At 58.6% G+C, this 16,827-nt stretch carries 15 protein-coding genes and 1 tRNA gene; 6 read left to right on the top strand and 10 right to left on the bottom strand.

The window, feature by feature from the left end; all coding sequences use genetic code 11:
• Positions 1-208 precede the first annotated feature (208 nt).
• The gene (locus soil367_RS05545; RefSeq protein ID WP_172962276.1) at positions 209-1,360 is read left to right on the top strand and encodes a DUF748 domain-containing protein; all 1,152 of its coding nucleotides are present in this window, start codon (positions 209-211) and stop codon (positions 1,358-1,360) included.
• A 95-nt stretch (positions 1,361-1,455) separates the two neighbouring features.
• Complete coding sequence (locus tag soil367_RS05540; RefSeq protein ID WP_136547722.1) at positions 1,456-2,412, top strand: oxidoreductase; 957 nt, start codon at positions 1,456-1,458, stop codon at positions 2,410-2,412.
• Positions 2,413-2,457: 45 nt separating this feature from the next.
• Here soil367_RS05540 and soil367_RS05535 read toward each other — a convergent pair whose 3' ends face one another.
• The gene (locus tag soil367_RS05535) at positions 2,458-3,561 is read right to left on the bottom strand and encodes a histone deacetylase family protein (protein WP_136547719.1); all 1,104 of its coding nucleotides are present in this window, start codon (positions 3,559-3,561) and stop codon (positions 2,458-2,460) included.
• 249 nt (positions 3,562-3,810) lie between these two features.
• Between soil367_RS05535 and soil367_RS05530 the strand changes: the two genes are divergently transcribed.
• The gene (locus tag soil367_RS05530; protein ID WP_136547717.1) at positions 3,811-4,419 is read left to right on the top strand and encodes a flavodoxin family protein; all 609 of its coding nucleotides are present in this window, start codon (positions 3,811-3,813) and stop codon (positions 4,417-4,419) included.
• A 68-nt stretch (positions 4,420-4,487) separates the two neighbouring features.
• Positions 4,488-6,617 carry a putative bifunctional diguanylate cyclase/phosphodiesterase gene (locus soil367_RS05525; protein WP_136547715.1) on the top strand — a complete coding sequence of 710 codons (2,130 nt, stop codon included), beginning with the start codon at positions 4,488-4,490 and terminating at the stop codon, positions 6,615-6,617.
• 34 nt (positions 6,618-6,651) lie between these two features.
• Here the strand turns inward: soil367_RS05525 and soil367_RS05520 are convergent, their stop codons facing one another.
• A complete protein-coding gene (locus tag soil367_RS05520) occupies positions 6,652-8,277 on the bottom strand; it encodes a sensor domain-containing diguanylate cyclase (RefSeq protein WP_172962275.1) in 1,626 nt (541 codons plus the stop codon).
• A gap of 299 nt (positions 8,278-8,576) precedes the next feature.
• Here soil367_RS05520 and soil367_RS05515 point away from each other — a divergent pair, with 299 nt between their 5' ends.
• Entirely contained in the window at positions 8,577-9,014 is a 438-nt protein-coding gene (locus soil367_RS05515; protein WP_136547711.1) for a nucleoside triphosphate pyrophosphohydrolase family protein, read from the top strand.
• Between the two features lie 90 nt (positions 9,015-9,104).
• Here soil367_RS05515 and soil367_RS05510 read toward each other — a convergent pair whose 3' ends face one another.
• The 3 genes from soil367_RS05510 to soil367_RS05500 form a co-directional block, all read right to left on the bottom strand.
• Complete coding sequence (locus soil367_RS05510) at positions 9,105-9,401, bottom strand: hypothetical protein (RefSeq protein WP_136547709.1); 297 nt, start codon at positions 9,399-9,401, stop codon at positions 9,105-9,107.
• Positions 9,402-9,540: 139 nt separating this feature from the next.
• Positions 9,541-10,377 carry an ammonia-dependent NAD(+) synthetase gene (gene nadE, locus soil367_RS05505; RefSeq protein ID WP_136547707.1) on the bottom strand — a complete coding sequence of 279 codons (837 nt, stop codon included), beginning with the start codon at positions 10,375-10,377 and terminating at the stop codon, positions 9,541-9,543.
• A 21-nt stretch (positions 10,378-10,398) separates the two neighbouring features.
• Positions 10,399-10,911, bottom strand: coding sequence for a CinA family protein (locus soil367_RS05500; RefSeq protein ID WP_136547704.1), 513 nt, complete (start codon positions 10,909-10,911; stop codon positions 10,399-10,401).
• Between the two features lie 237 nt (positions 10,912-11,148).
• On the opposite strand from soil367_RS05500, the gene soil367_RS05495 reads away from it, so the two are divergent.
• Entirely contained in the window at positions 11,149-11,829 is a 681-nt protein-coding gene (locus tag soil367_RS05495; protein WP_136547702.1) for a cation efflux transmembrane domain-containing protein, read from the top strand.
• A gap of 63 nt (positions 11,830-11,892) precedes the next feature.
• On the opposite strand, the gene soil367_RS05490 is transcribed toward soil367_RS05495, so the two are convergent.
• From soil367_RS05490 to pheT, 5 genes are all read right to left on the bottom strand, one after another.
• On the bottom strand, positions 11,893-13,206 hold the full coding sequence (locus soil367_RS05490; RefSeq protein WP_136547699.1) for a methyl-accepting chemotaxis protein: 1,314 nt from the start codon (positions 13,204-13,206) through the stop codon (positions 11,893-11,895).
• Positions 13,207-13,577: 371 nt separating this feature from the next.
• Positions 13,578-13,654: transfer RNA gene (locus soil367_RS05485), tRNA-Pro, on the bottom strand.
• A 147-nt stretch (positions 13,655-13,801) separates the two neighbouring features.
• Entirely contained in the window at positions 13,802-14,164 is a 363-nt protein-coding gene (locus tag soil367_RS05480) for a MerR family transcriptional regulator (RefSeq protein ID WP_136547697.1), read from the bottom strand.
• A complete protein-coding gene (gene ihfA / locus soil367_RS05475) occupies positions 14,145-14,447 on the bottom strand; it encodes an integration host factor subunit alpha (RefSeq protein ID WP_136547695.1) in 303 nt (100 codons plus the stop codon). Before ihfA ends, soil367_RS05480 begins: the two co-directional genes overlap by 20 nt.
• 4 nt (positions 14,448-14,451) lie before the next feature.
• On the bottom strand, positions 14,452-16,824 hold the full coding sequence (pheT, locus tag soil367_RS05470; RefSeq protein ID WP_136547693.1) for a phenylalanine--tRNA ligase subunit beta: 2,373 nt from the start codon (positions 16,822-16,824) through the stop codon (positions 14,452-14,454).
• Between the last annotated feature and the right edge of the window lie 3 nt (positions 16,825-16,827).

Raw genomic sequence — 16,827 nt, 5'->3', positions numbered from 1 at the left:
CGGCGGCACCCGAGCGCCAGCATGAAACATCGTTCAGGCTCAGTGGCGCCGGGGCCGCGGCGCACACAATTATTGTTCATAAGCCCACGATTAACTTGAAGCTCGCCAGCCACCTTGATAAGTCTGGCCACTGCCCGGGGTGAAAGGATCCCGCCCTGCCGCGACAGATCGAAACCAACTCACTGCAATGGAAATGCGGAGTCTTGAGATGCACCACAAGAAACGCAAAGTGTTCTGGATTCTCGGCGTTGTCGTTGTGCTGCTCGTCATCGTCCGTGTAGCACTGCCCTCTTACCTGCAACGCTACGTTAATCAGACCCTGGCCTCTGCCGAGGGCTATAGCGGGCAGGTGGGCGACATCGACCTTGCGATCTGGCGCGGTGCCTATGTCATCAACGATGTCGAAATAAACAAAGCCTCGGGCGATGTTTACGCGCCGTTCTTTTCTGCTGAAGAGATCGACCTGTCCATCCTGATGCCGGCCTTATTCAGGGGCCATCTGGTAGGTGAAATTCTGCTCCAACACCCGACGCTCAATATCGTTATCACCGAAGACCCCGAAAAGGCCGATGAAGAAACGGTACCCGAAAGCTTCGAGCAAACCGGCGAACCGGCCAGCTGGCAGCAGATACTGACTGAACTTTTCCCGTTGAGGTTTGACCTGGTAGAGCTTCGCCAGGGCGAAATACACTACCGCAAGCCCGACAGCGACCCCAGGATTGATCTTTACCTCACCAATCTCGACGCCGAGCTTGTGAACTTCACAAACAGCCGGGAACTGTCTGAATCAATGGTCGCGACGCTCACCGCCACGGCGGATGTAATGCGCAACGGATCGCTTGATTTCACGCTTGAGATGGACCCTTATAAGGAGCCTCCCTACTTCGACTTCAAAGGGAAACTGCTCAATCTGGAAATGACGTCGATCGACGACTTTATTCGGGTCCATACACCCATCGACCTTGAGGCCGGCAGCCTGGATCTTGTGGTAGAGCTGGCCGCACGGGCGGGGCGGCTGACGGGCTACATTAAGCCCTTACTCAGGAATGTCGAGGTTTTCGACTGGGACGAGGACGTCGAGGAACAGGGTGATAATGTCTTGCGTATTGCATGGGAAGGCGTGGTTGGCGGTATCACTGAGCTGTTCGAAAACCAGCCCAGGGATCAGGTGGCGACACGCATCCCCGTCGACGGCGACTTGTCGGGACCGCAACCCGAGCTTTTCACAAGCATAATCAACATACTGAGGAACGCTTTCGTCAACGCTTTCGAGGCCGACCTGGACGGTGATGTTCAACCACCCGAACCGCGATCCGGATCTGACCCCCAACCTGAAGGCGAAACAGAAACCGGACAATAGCTGGCCTGGCCGATAACGCCGTGTGAAGACGGGTTCGCCAGATTCATAATTGTCCCGGTTCAACGCCAACTGATGCAGAAAAAGGAGCACACCTGATGAAGTGGACGCCAGATGACATGCCCTCCCAAAAAGGCCGTACCGCTCTGGTCACCGGTGCGAACAGCGGCATAGGGCTGGAGGCGGCCCGGGCTCTGGCGCAGAAAGGCGCTCACGTTATTCTCGGCTGCCGCAACGCCGATCGGGCTGCGGATGCGGTCGTGGATATTCACCGCAGTGCGCCCCACGCCGTGCTGGAAACGCTGCACCTGGATCTTTCGAGCCAGGCGTCGGTAGCGAAAGCGGCCGCTCAGGTACGCGAGCACCACAAGAAGCTGGACCTGCTCATTAACAACGCGGGCGTCATGTGGCTTCCGCGCAGCCTCACCGAAGACGGCTTCGAGATGCATCTGGGCACCAACCACTTCGGTCACTTCGCCCTGACCGGGCTGTTGCTGGACCTCATGGTTGAGGTGGAGGGATCGAGGGTCGTCACCATCAGCAGCCTGGCCCACCGGTCGGGCCGCATCAGCTTTCGGGACCCGACGCTTACACACGGCTATAACCGGGCGCGGTCATACGCCCAGAGTAAAGTGGCCAACCTGATCTTTGCCCAGGAGCTGCAACGCCATCTGTCGAAACGCGGCGCGAAAACAGTCTCGGTCGCCTGCCATCCCGGGCTGGCCAATACCAACCTGGCCAATGTCGGCCTGATCGGCCAGTCCCCGCTCAAGCTGGGATCGCTTATCAAGCAGGCGATGCCGTTCGTGACCCAGAGTGCTGAAAGCGGTGCACTGCCCACCCTTTACGCGGCCACCGCGCCGGAAGTGGAAGCTGGCGGATATTACGGCCCCAACCGGCTATTCGAAACCATTGGAACACCAGGGCGGGCGCGGATCAGCCGCTATGCGCAGGACCCCGGGATCGGGCGGCGGCTTTGGGACCTTTCCGTTGCACTGACTGGCGTGGACTATTCGCCGCGCCTGCACGCTTCAGGCGGACCCCAGGGAGGCTAACGCATAGGGGTCGGCGTAAGGTGAGCGAATTAACCACACGGGAAACTAGCTGAAGGCATCCTTGTGGTAGGCCGCTATTTCCGCCACCTCCTTGACCCCGGGCTCTACGATCTCGGGATAGTCACCACCGGCCATGACTTCCAGCACGGTGTGGACGCCGCGGGCGAGGGCTTCGAGGTTGTAGCCGCCCTCCAGCACCATCACCAGGCGACCATTGCAGAGCCGGTCCGCCAGTTCCTGGACGATGCCCGTCATCGCGGCAAAACCGTCAAAGCTGAGATTCATGCACATATCCAGCCGGTGCAGGTCGAAGCCGGCAGACACCAGAATCAGGTCGGGCTTGAACCACTCCGCCGCCGGCACCAGGATCTCCCGGAACGCCTTGATCAGAGCCGGGTCACCACAACCGGCGGGGAGCGGTACGTTGATCGTGGTGCCCTCCCCCAAACCCTGACCGATCTCCTCCTTATTGCCCGAGCCGGGGTAGAAAGGAGCGGCGCGATGGGTATCGAAAAAAAGCACGTCGGGCGATGCGAGGAAAATTTCCTGGGTGCCATTGCCATGGTGCACGTCCCAGTCGACGATCAGCACCCTTTCGCAGCCGAGCTCTGCCCTGGCGTGGGCTGCTGCGACGGCCACGTTGTTGAACAGACAAAACCCTCTCGCCCGTACTGATTCGGCATGGTGCCCGGGGGGGCGGCAGAGAGCGAAAGCGCTACCTGTGCGCCCCTGGACCACCGCCTCCACCGCATTTATCGCGGCACCTGCCGCAAGCTCCGCGGCGTCTACGCTGCCAGGCGAGACGGCCGTCGTGTCCACATCGAGCCAGGCCTGCTTGCCGCGGAGTGCAAAGATATTTTCAAGATAGGACGTCGTGTGAACCCGGCCCAGTTCTTCATGGGTGGCCGCGCGCGCGACGCCAAAACCGACGCCCGGCACGGGTTCGAGCATCAGCAGGTCGGTAATGGCCGAGAGGCGTCCGGGGTGTTCGGGATAGCTCCACTTTTTCACCGCGCCCTCAAACAACCCACTGAGCATGGCCTGCACACGGCTGTCGAGCTTGCCAGGAATGAACGGCTCTTCTGCGTTTGGCTGATGCGCAAGCATACGGGTGTCATGGATCACCAGCACATCCCTATCACCGACCATTTCGAACTCCTGTCAAGTAGAGACCAACCGATAGCACAGGCACGGTTTGATAGCAAAATTCTGCACTTCCTGTCGGGATCTGGCCACTGAGCCGCAAACTTTACGGTCCGGTTAAGGCCCAGTAAGAGTAGGCCCAAAGGACGGTTTACACGTTGTCAGTCGCAATATGAACCCCGATACTGTTAGCGAGTTATCGTTTCCGGGGCCAGCCCCGGCGACAAGGAGCAAACCGTAAAAAGGGACTGAGCCATGTCACTGTCAGCCATCGCGTTGAACTGCACGCTAAAGCCATCTCCTGAAGAATCATCCTGCGGGCTGCTGCTTTCCCAGGTGCAGCAAGAGTTCCAGCGGCACGGAATCGACTGCCCTGTATTGCGGGCGGTCGACTATAACCTCCTGCCAGGAGTTACGTCCGACGAAGGGAAAGGCGATGAATGGCCGCAGATCCGTCAACAGATTCTGGACGCCGACATTCTGGTGATGGGCACCCCAATCTGGATGGGCCAGCCTTCCAGCGTGTGCCAACGGGTGATGGAGCGCATAGATGCGTTCCTTGGCGAAACTGACGACGGCGGGCGGCAAGTGGCCTATGGCCATGTCGCCGCGGTGGCCGTGGTCGGCAATGAGGACGGGGCGCACAATGTTGTGTCGCAGCTATTTCAGGGACTGAACGACGTCGGTTTCTCGATTCCGGCGAGCTGTTCTACGTACTGGACCGGCGAGGCCATGGGCGGCACCGATTACAAGGATCTGCCAGAACAACCCGCCGCCGTCGCAAGCGCTACCAGGGCTCTGGTGCAGAATTGCGCCCACCTCGCCGGTCTGCTGACCCAGGCCCAGTACCCTGCCAAGAAGTAGCACTGACACTCGAAGTAGCCCGAAGGATCCCGCTACCTGACCCGTCAGCCATTGAAGGCGCACTACTTATGTATCGAGACTCCGACAAAGAACAGCCATCGTTGCGGTTACATGAGTTCCTTCGCGACGAGAGCGAGAACATTCTAGAGGAATGGAATCGCCTCGACCGCCTCAAGATCGAATCCGCACGTAACCTTTCGCGTGAAGATCAACGCAACAATATTCCCAGAATACTGGAGGACATTGCCCGCAGCACGGAGATGAGATCGCAGGCTGACGTTCCCGAGGAGGGCCCGAAACACCATGCCGAACAACGCTGGCAGTTGGGCTACTCTCTGGAGGAAGTGACCTGCGAGTACGCCCTTCTACGTTCGGTCATCCTGCATAAACTGGTGCCCCGCGTCGGCGAACTCGCTCATGGGGAACTGCTGTTCCTCAATCAGGCGCTTGATCAGGCGATTGTCGAGGGCGTCGCGACCTATGTGACGAGCGCGAATCAGTCGCTTGCCGACGAGCGAGAGCGCCTGGAGGTCACACTTGGCAGCATTGGTGACGGCGTCGCCAGCACTGATAGGGACGGGCGCATTGTGTACCTCAACCGGGCTGCGGAAGAAATGATCGGCTGGAACCTGGCTGATGCGAAAGGGCGACCGGCCAGCGAGGTGCTGGTTACGGTCGATGAAGCGCGCCAGCAACCTCTTGAAAGCCTGATCCGAACCGTCACCCGAACGGGCAAGCAGGCCCATTATCCCGGCGAAGTACTTTTGACGCGCCGCGATGGCTCCCAATTTCCTGCTGATGAAGTCGCAGCCCCGCTGAACAATACGGCGGGAGAGTTTCTTGGGGTCGTTACCACTTTTCGGGACGTCAGCCGGGTCCGCGCCCTCACCGCTCAGCTCGGACACCTGGCGGCCCATGACCCTCTGACCGGCCTGCCAAATCGAACCTTGCTGACTGATCGACTGAACTATGAACTGACCCATGCGCGCCGTGACGGTACGTCTGTTGCTGTTCTCTATCTTGATCTGGACCTGTTCAAGGACGTGAACGACATGCTCGGCCACTCAGCCGGGGACGAGCTTCTGAAGCTCGTGGCCCACCGACTGCAGAGCTGTGTCAGGGAGACGGATACGGTAAGCCGGCTAGGCGGTGATGAGTTCGTGATTCTGGTGAGTGGCTTTGAATCGCTGGAGGCACTCAGCGAGCTGGGCGCCACCATCACCAGAAGTCTGAGCGCGCCCTATGATATCCGCTCTGACACCGTTGATATCTCTACCAGCGTTGGCGTCAGTGTGTTCCCAGAGGACGGTGACGATGCAGAAACGTTGATCAAACACGCTGATACCGCTATGTATCAGGCCAAGACACTGGGGCGCAACAATGCGCAGTTCTTTGCTCCGGAAATGAACAAACGCGCGGCCGAAAGACGTGCGCTGCAGGGCGACTTGCGCAGGGCGCTCTCAGCCGATCAGCTTGAGCTACACTACCAGCCCCAGATTGCTTTAGACACCGGTCTGGTGACCGGGGCGGAAGCGCTACTGCGCTGGCATCACCCCGAGCTCGGTTTCGTCCCTCCCGCCCGTTTTATTCCGGTGGCGGAAAGCAGCCGGGAAATCATGATCACCATCGGTAACTGGATCCTCGAAGAAGCATGTCGGCAAGCGCGAACCTGGCTCAACGAGGGGCACGCACCCATCCGCATTTCGGTGAACGTATCTATCGTACAGCTTCAGTATGAAAACCTGCTGGACCACATCGACGAGCTGCTGGCTCGCTTTGATCTGCAGGCCGACCAACTGCAGCTGGAGCTGACCGAGTCAATACTGATGAGCGACGTCGTTGGCGCTACGGACCGGGTACGGGCCCTTGAGGCGCGGGGCATCCGCATCGCCGTGGATGACTTCGGGACGGGCTATTCGTCCCTGAGTTATCTCAAGGATCTGCCCGTGGATGAGCTGAAAATCGACCAGAGTTTCATTCGCGGCCTCGGCGCCAACACAGACAAGGCAGCCATCGTGCAGGCAGTGATTCGCATGGCCCAGAGCCTGAATCTGCGCGTGATCGCTGAAGGTGTGGAGGAAGCCGATGAGGTGGCATTTCTCTCACTTAATGGTTGCGAGGGGGCCCAGGGCTTTTACTATGGTAGAGCGGTTAATGCCTGGGAATTCGAGCAATTCTACCTGAACCACCACCACTGAGCCGCTGTGGCTGGCGCAGCAAACCTGCGACCTTTCAGGTGGGATTATCGCCCTGGGTTCGCGTCTTCTCGATATCAACCGACGCGACTTTCATCATATGCGTGCGGTTCCGTCCCTTGGCTTTTGCCTCGTAAAGTGCAACATCGGTACTCTGTGTCAGCAGACCCGGACTCATTCCCGGCTGGGGCACCAGCGTGCAAACCCCGGCACTCACTGTGACCACCGGGGCAGTACCGGAGGCCGCATGGGGAATCGACAATGCCTCAACCGCCAATCGACAGGCTTCCGCCACGGTCTGGGCCGTGTCGGTCTGTGGCAGGATAAGCGCAAACTCTTCGCCGCCATATCGAGCAACCAGATCCCCCGGTCTACGGGAAACCGTCCGCAACACATCGCTTACCCGCTTGAGGCACTCATCACCTGCCGGATGCCCATACTCGTCGTTAAAGGGCTTGAAATAGTCGATATCAATCAGGATGAGCGAGAGCGGCAAGCCATCTCGCTGAGCCCGCGTCCACTCCTGCTCCAGGTACTGGTCAAAATGGCGCCGGTTAGCCAGGCCCGTGAGGCCGTCGGTAAGGGATACCTGCTCAAGCTCCTGCTTGGTTTTGCGCAGCTCGTTGTTACGCTGAACCGTAAACAGGACATAGCTTGCCATCAAGACCAGCAACAGTGACCCCGATACCATAATGAGCGTGGGCAGGTAGCCACGCTGGCTGGAGATATACTCCTCGGTTGGCGTGACCTCAACCGCCCATTCCCGCCCCGCGACGTCAGGTAGTATTTCCACACGCGCCATATCGGACCGCCAGCGCTCATCCCGCGGGTTGCCGCTGGCAAACAGTACGTCTTCAATACCATCGGTGACGTCGATAATGCGCACCAGGAAATTACCACTCGCTACGGCACCAATAGACTGTTCGTACAATGTCTCGATCCGGTAGACACCGTTGATGAAAGCGTAATGCGCGGCACGGCGTCCTTGCGGCGTGGTTGGATTGCCGTGATACAGGGGCGTGAAGACCAGGATGCCGCGCTTGTTCTCGGTTTCCTGGACCAAGGTAAGGCCGGCTGTAGCGACCATTTCCCCGCTTAACCGGGCCGCCCTTAGGGCCGCCAGTCGGTTAGGCTCGCTGGCCAGATCAAAGCCCAGCGCTGCCCGGTTCAGTTTCAGGGGCTCGATGTACTGTACAGGCACATATCTGGAACGCTCGGAGGCGGTGTCTGTGCCGCCATTGCCTGAGACCTGTGTCAGCTCAAACGCCGAGAACTCGGTCTGCATGACACGCTCGAAGTCCGCCCGGTCCTTATCTTCCAGCCAGGGCGCATAGGCGAAACCGTGTATGGCTGGCGCACGCCTCAGAACATCCGCGGTAAGTTCGTGGAACACGCCGCGGTTCACTACCGGCAGCAGGGCCAGACCTGACCTGAGCGCGAACATAATCTCCAGATTCAGCCGGACTTCCCGCTCGAACTCCATGGCCTTCCGGTCGACTTCAAAATTGAAAGAGCGCCCGATCAGTTCTGTTTTGGCGTCGTAGACGCTGTAGCTGAGGACACCGAGCAGCGACATGCCAACCAGTACGACCAGAATAAGAGCGACGGCAGCTTTGAAAATAACAGACGTAGGCTTGGCGGGATCGCTTTCGTTTTTGTGCAACGGAGGAGGCTCCACTTTCGCCTGGAATGGGGAGAGCTCATCCTGAGCGTGCATGGTTGATGTGCCGGGCCTGCCCCGCTCACACGGGTCACTGTACCATTGTTCAAGCCGATGGCTAACGAAAATTCTGACAACCAGATCAGAGTCAAAATATGAACTTCCGCACTTCAGGTGCCTGAGGCTGGACAAACAAGGACTTTCGACCAGGTTTTAACTCGACCTGTTCAACCTGGTGGCGAGGCGCCTATGATGAATAGATGTCTGAACCAGCTAATGGATTGCGAGAGAAGGAGCCCTCCATGGTTTCGAGAACGTCTATGCGGCAAAGGAATAAACTCGGGGTACCGGCATCTAATACGATTTCGGCTGTTTCTGACAGGGCCGGGATCGACCCGTCCGCCATAAAAGAGGCCCTGCTACATTTTCAGGTGCTGCTGGAGTTGACGCATACCTGCTGCCGCCCCGCCAGCGAATTCCCGGGTGGCCGGCGCGCCTCGGACCAGCCCGGCAGTGACCAGCCGCAAAAACGGGAACTGCTCCGGGCGGGACTGGCAGAATCGCTCGCAGCCCTGAAGGATAATCTGGAAAGCAACAGCGGCAGCGACGGAGATACTGAACGCTATCTGGCCGACACTTTGGTTCGCCTGTTGGACATTGCGGGGGAGTACGATCTCGACCTGACCAGTGCGCTGATTGAGAGGCTTGCCTACGACGCCGAGCTTGAGAGTCAGCGGTAAGCTCATGCGGGATTCAGTGACTGCGAAGACAATGGGAGCAGAAGCGCCGGCGGAAGCTGAAGGTGCATGCCGCCGGCTTATGCTCGCAGCTTACCGGTTTGAGTTGTCTGAACCACCACGCTCACTGGTGTGAGGCGGGCCAGGCGCCTCGAGCTCTTGAAGCGCTTTGCTCGCGTGTATGATGCAGTTCTTGTAGTCGCCGGACTCTTCCGCCTTTTTCGCGAGTTCAATGTGATTCTCGACCTGATGCCTGCTGGGTTTACGCAGCTTCTCCACGTCGTGCCCCTGCAGTTCTTCAAGGTGGGTATTACAGATCTGCGCGTCGCTTGCGAACGCCAGCGGGCTGGCCAGCAGGATCACACCTGCCGAGAGTATCAATCGCTTCATGCCTTCTCCTCCTTGTGAATGCCTGTCTGGAAGTTCGAGCGTACTCCATGAGTCTGCCCCACCTCAAATCCGACGCGTGGCTGTGCCGCCCATGCCTGTCGCTGAACTCACATCACTGAAGCGACACCGAGAACCTTACTCAGAGCGGCTCCAACGGCAGGTTCCGTTTGTGTTCGGTATTTTTGTAGGCCTTCAGGATAACAGCCCGCGTATTATCGCTGACCGGCTTCCCTTCGAGAAAGTCGTCGATCTCATCGTAACGGATACCGAAGGCATCCTCGTCGGTTTTGCCCGGGGTGAGCGTCTCCAGATCAGCCGTGGGGTGCTTTTCCACCAGTCTCGCCGGCGCTTCAAGCGCACGGGCGAGTGCCCGAACCTGGCGTTTGTTCAGGCCTGTCAGTGGCGTCAGGTCACAGGCGCCGTCGCCATACTTGGTAAAGAAGCCCATCAAAGCTTCAGCCGCCTGATCGGTACCGATGACAAGCCCGGATCGGGCACCGGCGACGGCGTACTGCGCCACCATGCGCTGCCGGGCTTTAATGTTGCCCATCACGAAATCACGATGGCCCGCGTCCCGGAACTCAAGACCGCCCTGCTCCAGCGCGTTCAGCATGGCGTCGCTCGCGGGTTTGACATCGACCGTAAGCACTTCATCCGGCCCTATGAACTCCAGCGCCATCTGGGCATCCGCTTCATCTTGCTGTTCACCGTAAGGCAGGCGCATAGCGACAAACCTGGCGTCATCCATGCCTTGCTTGCGCGCAGCCTCAACGGCCTTCTGTGCCAGGCGACCGCCTACGGAAGAGTCGACGCCGCCGCTGATACCCAGCACCAGCGTATGCTGCCCTGAGGCCTCCATATGCTCGCGCAGGAATGTCACTCTCCGGTTGATTTCCTCCACAGGATCAATGCTGGGCCGCGACTTGAGCGCTGTGATGACCTGCTGCTGAGCCTCAGGGTTGGGTTGCGTGCTCATCAGGTTTCTCCTCCTAGAAAATTAGCTCTCATCCATAGCTTTGCGATGATAACGCGGTAGCTGTTGCAGCGCGTAATGAGCTGCAGCCAGGCGTACCTCGTTGCGGTCACCGTCAAAGTGCCGGGTTTCAGTATACGTAAGGGTCTTGTCGCGGCGCCGGACTGCCCAGGCAAAGCAGACGGTGCCGACCGGGGTATCGTCGTCGCCCGAGGCGGGTCCTGCCACGCCAGTATTCGACAGCGCAATGTTCGCATCATTGCGATCGATGGCACCCATCGCCATCTCCAGAGCGACCGGTTCGCTGGTCAGCCCGTGCTGGTCAATGGTCTCGAAGCTGACGTTGAGATAGCGGTTTTTCGACTCGGGCGAGTAGACCGCAAGGCCACAATCGAGACAGCCGCCGCTACCTGGAATACGGGCCAGCTCGGAAACAACAAGCCCCGCCGTGCATGACTCGGCCGTTGCCAGCCGCAGCGCATTATCTTTGAGGTAGTCGGCTATCCCTTCAAGCATCTCCGTTGCCTTATCTTTCATCCTTTGATCCTCATCCTTTACGCCAATACGCCAATACGCCAATACGCAGACTATACCTCTGGTCCTGGTTTCGGCCCCATTCCGGAAGTAAATATTGCGGCTCGGTAAGGCGACGCCGGGAATGGCTTTTTCTGCTTGAGCCGCCCTGGCCACAAACAGCCGAAGACCTCGCAGCTCTTGACCCTGTGGTCGCTAGAGGGTTTCTAATGGCCCTATGACACCTGACAGGAGTGTGCGATGAGCGGTTCATGTTGCGAGAACAGTTGTTCGGCCCCGGGTCCGGAGGACTCGCGTTTCAGAAAGATACTATGGGTGGCGCTGGTTTTAAACGGCGCAATGTTCTTCGTTGAAATCGTGGGAGGCGCGCGTGCAGGCTCGGTCTCACTGCTGGCGGATGCGGTGGACTTCCTGGGCGACGCGGCCAATTACGCCATTTCGCTGCTGGTGCTCTCGATGGGTCTGCTTTGGCGCGCCCGAGCCGCACTCGTGAAGGGCGCGACCATGGCAGTCTATGGCATCGCGATTCTGGGCGTGGCGGGCTGGAACGCTATCCAGGGGCAGCCGCCCGAGCCGATGACCATGGGCATCATCGGCACTCTGGCCCTTATGGTGAACGTGCTCGTAGCACTGCTTCTGTACGCGTTCCGCTCCGGCGATGCCAATATGCGCTCTGTGTGGCTCTGCAGTCGTAATGACGCGATCGGCAATCTGGCCGTGCTGGCGGCCGCTTTGGGCGTGCTGGGTACAGGTTCTGCCTGGCCAGACCTGCTCGTCGCAGCCTTGATGGCCAGCCTCGGTCTGACCTCGGCGGTTACCGTGCTTCGTCAGGCCCGGCAAGAACTCCGGCAGCTCGACCTGAACGATCGAGCGGCGGAACGGGCGCACCATGGGAGTGAGTCCCGGGAAGCTCGCGGCTAGCCGTGGCGCCGGCTTAACCTGATTGCCGGCAAGCCGGCGCCCGGGCGGAAGCCAGCGTTAGAATCAGAGCAGTTCGTTTGTGAACTGGCCGACGGCGCCCACGACCTGTTTGGCGCCCTTCTGAATCTCCATAATCACGTTCCCAGCCTGGCTGGCCAGGGCCAGACCCTGCTCGGCCTGTTCCCGGCTGCTGAACATCTGGCTGACGGCAGTATCCACAAGGGTCTGGTTCTTCTGCACTACGCTTACGATTTCTTCGGTAGCTGTGCTGGTGCGACCCGCCAGCTGCCGAACCTCGTCAGCGACCACCGCAAATCCGCGCCCCTGGTCGCCGGCACGCGCTGCTTCAATAGCCGCATTGAGTGCCAGCAAGTTGGTCTGGGCAGCGATGTCGCCGATAGTTTTGACGATCGTGCTGATTAACAATGACTGTTTGCCCAGGGCCTCAATGCTTTCAGTAGCCGATTGCATCTGCGACGCGATTCCCTGCATGGTCGTTACAGTCTGCTGGACGACCGTTGCACCCTGCTCGGCGCTCGAATCCGTTTTCCTGGAAACCTCGAAGGCAATGCCCGCGGCATCACGCACCTGGGTTTCGCGATCAACCTGATCGGTGACAACACTGGCAAACTTGACCACTTTAAAAAGCTTACCCTCCGCGTCGTGCACTGGATTGTAGGTTGCCTCAAGCCATACTTCGCGACCGCTGCTGTCGAGCCGCCGGAAACGGTCGGCCACGTACTCGCCGCTATTGAGCCGCTGCCAGAACGCTTCGTACTGCTGCGAAGATGCTTCATCTGCAGTACAGAACATGCGGTGGTGTTTTCCGACGATCTGATCGAGTTTGTAGCCCATGGTCTGCAGGAACTGTGCGTTAGCGGTGATCACCGTGCCGTCGAGATTAAACTGAATCACGGCGGTGGAACGGATCAGCGCATCGATAAAAGCATCAGCCTCCTTCGCTTGCTCAATCGACTTGCTTACCTCCCGCCCGTATCCCTGAATATGAGCGAGCGAACCGTCCTCACCCCGGATGGGAAACCAGTTCAGGTTCAGCCAGGCGAGCGTCCCATCTGCACGTAAATACCGATAGTCATCAGAGACAGGGGCAAACTTCGCTAATGCCTTGTTGAACTCGCGGAAACAAGGCAGGTCTTTGACATACGGAGGAACAAGCTCAGATAGCGGCCGACCCGTGAGATCATTCGCGGCAAAACCCAATGCGCTGGCAAATGCCGTGTTGCACGTGGATACACAGATGTTGGCGTCAAGCCTGATGGACAACATGCCCTTATTCATCTGTTCACTCAGCTGCCGTAACAGGAACAACTCGGCGCTCTGCTCCTGCAGTTCTGTTTTCAGGCGAGTATTGAACATGAACAACTCCGGTGAAAATTGAATACTTCTATATCGGCCATCGTGAGCTTTTCTTGACCCCGCGCGAGTTCAGCCATTCAGACGAGTAGCCTTTAAAGTAGGCGGCGATGACGCATTCCGCCAGAGCAGAGAAAGCTTCTTTATAAACGGGAGACGGCATGAATTGATCGGCAGCAGTAAACGCAGATGTATGCTGAACAGGGTGAGCCCGCACACTGAAGCGATAGGAGGAGGGTTACTGATTATTAGAGGATCGCGCGGCCGATTGCAGTAACCGGGCACAAGCCGGCGACAGCTCACTGCAAGCGTGGCTGCACCGGATCGACGAAAAAAAGCCCGGAACCTTTCGGGACCGGGCTTTCTCAAAATAATGGTCGGGACGGAAGGATTTGAACCTTCGACCCCTAGCACCCCATGCTAGTGCGCTACCAGGCTGCGCTACGCCCCGACGAAAGGCTGAAACTCGTTGCTTTGAGACAATCTGCCTACGGCTCTGGTTGGTGCCGATTAGCGTCTCAAGCGGGAGCGAATGTTACACTACCGAATCAGCAAAAACTACTGATCCGGCGAAAAAAATGGGGGTGATCGGCTGTCTTCAGGAGTGGCCGTTGAGTACCTGCATCAGATCTTCTAGCTCTGTAATCGTCTGCCGGATCAATTGCTTGTACTGGGTGGCCTCTTCTTTTTCTTCGGTGCTGCTCAGCTTCTGTTTGGCGCCGCCGATCGTGTAGCCCTGATCGTACAGCAGGCTGCGAATCTGGCGAATTGTCAAGACATCGCCGCGCTGATAATAACGACGGTTGCCCCGTCGCTTCACCGGCGACAGCTGCGAAAATTCCTGCTCCCAATAGCGCAGCACGTGGGCTTTGACGCTACAGAGGTCAGCTACTTCACCAATAGTGAAATAGCGTTTCCCCGGAATCGGCGGAAGTTCGTGGTTATGACTGGGTTCCAGCATACGCTTCCACTTTCTGCTTGAGTTTCTGGCCCGGGCGGAAGGTTACAACCCGCCGCGCACAAATCGGAATCTCTTCGCCGGTCTTGGGATTACGCCCGGGACGCTGCTTTTTATCCCGGAGATCGAAATTCCCGAAGCCGGAGAGTTTCACCTGCTCGTTATGACTGAGCGCGTCTCTGATCTCGTCGAAGAAAGCTTCAACCATTTCCTTGGCCTCACGTTTATTGAGGCCCAGTTCTTCATAGAGACGTTCTGCCATATCGGCCTTTGTCAAAGCCGTCATAGCTCTAACTCCTTAACGTTGCGTGCAACTGCTCGCGCACATGCGCGATCACCGATTCAAAGACGGCCTGTACTTCCTCGTCCTGGAGTGTGCGTTCCGGATGTTGCCAGAACAGACTGATGGCAAGGCTCTGTTTGTCCTCGCCAATAGCGCCACCACCGTAGACGTCGAATACACGCAGTCCCGTCAGGTGTTCACCGGCCGACTCAAGCACCCTGGCTTCGACTTCGCGCCAGGAGACCTCTTTACTAACAATAATAGCCAAATCTCGACGAACTTCCGGGAATTTTGAAAATTCTTTGAAATTAGGCACATATCCGGTGAGCACTGGAGTCAAGCATAGCTCAAAGATATAGCAGGCGCCATTGACCTCCTGCGCCTTTTGCAATTGCGGGTGCAATGCGCCTGCCCACCCTATCGTTTCACCGCCCAGTACCAGCCGGGCCGACTGGCCCGGATGCAGGGAAGGATGGCTGTCGCGCGTCCACTCGGGGCTGATGCCCAGCACCTCGAACAGCGACTCCAGCTCACCTTTCATATCGTAGAAGTCGACGCTCTGTTTATCGTTGGCCCAATTCTCCGGCCTGCGACGACCCACGATCAGGCCCGCGAGCATGGGCTCCTGTTCAATCTCGCCGGCCTGTTTGCGGAAACGCAAACCCGTCTCGAACATGCGCAGATGTTGCTGCTGGCGGTTCTGGTTGAACGCCGCGGTGCGCAAAAGGCCGGGCCAGAGGGATGTGCGCATGACATCCATATCGCTGGAAATGGGATTGGCCAGAGCGATCGCGTCCTCGCCCGGGTCCACTTGCTGCTGTTGACGGCTATCCACAAAACTGTAGGTCACCACCTCCTGGTAACCCAGGGAAACCAGGTGATCCTGCACGCGGCTGAGCGGTCGATTCTTCTCGGGCATCAGGCGCAGCCCAAGGCCGCCCACCGGCGTTGTGACAGGCAGGTTGTTGTAGCCGTGAACCCGTCCGATCTCTTCGATAAGGTCTTCTTCGATCGATATGTCGAAGCGGAACGAGGGCACCGAAACCAGCCAGCCATCCCGGGTCAGCTTGACGATATGCAGGCCGAGCCGTGTGAGGATTTCTTCCACCTCTGTGCGGTCTATTTCCGTGCCCAGCAGGCCGTTTACACGAGCTTCCCGGAGTGCAACCTGGCGCTTCTGCGGCGTGTGACCGCTGCTGTGCACTTCCACCAGCTCACCGGGCTCACCGCCGACAATATCCAGCAGCAAGGCGGTAGCGCGCTCTGCGGCGATGCGTTGCAACTCGGGATCCACGCCTCGTTCGAAACGGTGGGACGATTCCGTGTGCAGACCAAAACTGCGCGCTTTTCCTGCCAGGCATAAAGGCGCAAAAAAAGCACTCTCCAGCAGGATATCCCGCGTCTCGGGATTAACACCTGAGTCTTCCCCGCCCATGATGCCGGCGATCGCCACGCTGCGCTCGTGGTCCGCTATGACCAGAGTCTGTTCGTTGAGCGTGACCTCCTGCCCGTCCAGAAGCACGAGCTTCTCGCCTGCCCCGGCCATACGCACAACGATACCGCCCCTGATGTTATTCAGGTCGAAGGCGTGCATCGGCTGACCGAGTTCGAGCATGACATAGTTGGTCACATCGACGACCGGGTCGATCGAACGAATGCCACTGCGGCGCAGGCGTTCCTTCATCCAAAGCGGTGATTCAGCCTTGACGTTGACGTTGCGTATGATGCGGCCGATATAGCGCGGGCAAGCCTCTGGCGCCGCGATACGAATATCTGGCAGGTCGTCGTGTTGCGCCGGCACCGGTTCAATCTCCGGGCCTTCGACCGCGAGCTGGTTGAGGACCCCGACTTCCCGAGCGAGGCCGCGAATGGACAGACAGTCGCTGCGGTTGGGTGTCAGGTCAACGTCAATGATCGCGTCGTCCAGCCCCAGGTATTCGCGCAAGTCAGTGCCCGTCGGTGCCGAGGAAGCCAGCTCCATAAGGCCGGCGTGATCTTCAGACAGGCCCAATTCGCGAGCCGAGCAGAGCATGCCCGTGGACTCGACGCCGCGCAGTTTAGCCTTGCGGATTTTGAAATCGCCGGGCAACTCAGCACCCAGCACGGCAAAGGGCACCTTCAGCCCTGGCCTTACGTTAGGGGCACCGCAAACCACCTGTACGACCTGCTTGCCGTCGGATACCTCACACACATTCAGCTTGTCGGCGTCGGGATGGGGCCGTACCGCTTCAACATGGCCGACAACAACGTTACTGAATTGTCCTGCCGCAGGCAGAACGTCGTCGACCTCCAATCCAGCCATGGTGATCTGGTGCGCCAGGGTAGCCGTGTCGATATCCGGATTGACCCAGGTTCGAAGCCATTGTTCACTGAATTTCATCGA

The sequence above is a fragment of the Hydrocarboniclastica marina genome (assembly GCF_004851605.1).
Taxonomy (GTDB): Bacteria; Pseudomonadota; Gammaproteobacteria; order Pseudomonadales; family Oleiphilaceae; genus Hydrocarboniclastica; species Hydrocarboniclastica marina.
Note: the sequence above shows the minus strand (reverse complement) of the source record. Positions and strands in the feature narration are given on the sequence as shown.

Bases quoted from the DNA above. Each gene is read 5' to 3' on its own strand.
- soil367_RS05545 (WP_172962276.1), top strand. From the start codon at position 209: ATGCACCACAAGAAACGCAAAGTGTTCTGGATTCTCGGCGTTGTCGTT.
- soil367_RS05540 (WP_136547722.1), top strand. From the start codon at position 1,456: ATGAAGTGGACGCCAGATGACATGCCCTCCCAAAAAGGCCGTACCGCT.
- soil367_RS05535 (WP_136547719.1), bottom strand. From the start codon at position 3,561: ATGGTCGGTGATAGGGATGTGCTGGTGATCCATGACACCCGTATGCTT.
- soil367_RS05530 (WP_136547717.1), top strand. From the start codon at position 3,811: ATGTCACTGTCAGCCATCGCGTTGAACTGCACGCTAAAGCCATCTCCT.
- soil367_RS05525 (WP_136547715.1), top strand. From the start codon at position 4,488: ATGTATCGAGACTCCGACAAAGAACAGCCATCGTTGCGGTTACATGAG.
- soil367_RS05515 (WP_136547711.1), top strand. From the start codon at position 8,577: ATGGTTTCGAGAACGTCTATGCGGCAAAGGAATAAACTCGGGGTACCG.
- soil367_RS05510 (WP_136547709.1), bottom strand. From the start codon at position 9,401: ATGAAGCGATTGATACTCTCGGCAGGTGTGATCCTGCTGGCCAGCCCG.
- nadE (WP_136547707.1), bottom strand. From the start codon at position 10,377: ATGAGCACGCAACCCAACCCTGAGGCTCAGCAGCAGGTCATCACAGCG.
- soil367_RS05500 (WP_136547704.1), bottom strand. From the start codon at position 10,911: ATGAAAGATAAGGCAACGGAGATGCTTGAAGGGATAGCCGACTACCTC.
- soil367_RS05495 (WP_136547702.1), top strand. From the start codon at position 11,149: ATGAGCGGTTCATGTTGCGAGAACAGTTGTTCGGCCCCGGGTCCGGAG.
- soil367_RS05490 (WP_136547699.1), bottom strand. From the start codon at position 13,206: ATGTTCAATACTCGCCTGAAAACAGAACTGCAGGAGCAGAGCGCCGAG.
- soil367_RS05480 (WP_136547697.1), bottom strand. From the start codon at position 14,164: ATGCTGGAACCCAGTCATAACCACGAACTTCCGCCGATTCCGGGGAAA.
- ihfA (WP_136547695.1), bottom strand. From the start codon at position 14,447: ATGACGGCTTTGACAAAGGCCGATATGGCAGAACGTCTCTATGAAGAA.
- pheT (WP_136547693.1), bottom strand. From the start codon at position 16,824: ATGAAATTCAGTGAACAATGGCTTCGAACCTGGGTCAATCCGGATATC.